Origin of the sequence: Nocardia sp. NPDC005998, from assembly GCF_040614395.1 — a bacterium.
GTDB lineage: Bacteria > Actinomycetota > Actinomycetes > Mycobacteriales > Mycobacteriaceae > Nocardia.
Genome location: NZ_JBEXUI010000104.1, coordinates 1 through 1,190, shown reverse-complemented (window position 1 = coordinate 1,190; position 1,190 = coordinate 1). Strand labels below are relative to the sequence as shown.

1 protein-coding gene is annotated in these 1,190 nt (G+C 61.8%); it reads left to right on the top strand.

The genetic code is table 11. The annotated features are described in order from the left end of the window. Positions 1-114: 114 nt before the first annotated feature. Positions 115-954, top strand: a complete 840-nt coding sequence (locus ABZ293_RS42030; RefSeq protein ID WP_355189922.1) for a tyrosine-protein phosphatase — start codon at positions 115-117, stop codon at positions 952-954. The last annotated feature ends 236 nt before the right edge of the window (positions 955-1,190 follow it).

Here is a 1,190-nt window from a genome sequence, read left to right as displayed (position 1 = left end):
GTAGCGGCGAGATCGGTGGGAAAGCCAGCAGGAGGCGGGTAAGCGGCTCTACTGTCCCGCGCCATGAAGAATTCAGTTGTTGCTCTAATTGGTTCTGTCCTAGCGACATTCGCGTTGACCGCTACTGGTACGCCGCCGATGGCGACGGCCGAGCCGACGGTGGAAAGCGTTGCGGCGCGGATCGAATTGCAGGGCGCGGTCAATGTCCGGGATATCGGCGGGTATCGGACGTATGACGGTGCGAAGGTCAAGTCCGGCAAGGCTATTCGGTCGGATTCGTTGGAGAAATTGACCGACTCCGATGTGCAGAAGCTCGGTGGATTGAATCTGAAGGCGGTCGTTGATCTGCGGACGCCCGCGGAGGTGCAGTTCATGGGCGCCGATAAGGTGCCCGCTGGAGTGCAGACGGTGGCGCGGCCGATCGATGACACCGGGTTGTTCCAGCAGATGATGGCGGCCATTCAGTCGCGAGACCCACAGAAGCAGGAGGAACTGCTGGGGAACGGGAAGGCCGAGGAGATCATGGGCCGTGTCTATACCAGCTTCCTCAGCGCGGATTCGCGCGCAAAGTTCGGGCAGACGATTCGGGATCTGGCGGCCACCGACCGCGCGACGCTGTATCACTGCACCTCGGGTAAGGATCGAACCGGCTGGCTGACATATGTGGTGCTCCGGGCGGTCGGAGTACCGGAATCTACTGCGCGCCAGGACTATCTGCTGTCGAATCAGTATCGAGCCGCCGCAGATGCCAAGCTGCGCGAGCAGGTGAAGCAGGCCGGACTGATGCAGAACCCCGATCTGCTCATCCCCCTGCAAGAGGTTCGTGCCGAGTACCTGGATACCGCGATCGATGCAATGGAACAGGCCTACGGCGACTTCGGAAAGTTCCTGCCCCAGGGCCTCGGCCTCGATGGCGGCACCCTCGTACAGCTTAGAAAGAACCTGGTCGCCTAGCGAAAACATCTCGGGCCCACCCCATTCCGTGGGGTGGGCCCCAACCCCTCCCAGCTCATGCGTCACGGTCCATGGTGACCCCGCGCACCTCGGTCACGGTGGTCGCGGTCGAGGTACGCGGAACCGGGTACTGCCGCACCCTCTGGACAAGCGATCACCATGCGCTAATGCAGGTAAACATCGAGAGCACACCTGCACCAGCGCATTCTCGGCGGTTGTGGTTGCGTTTCTGGTTA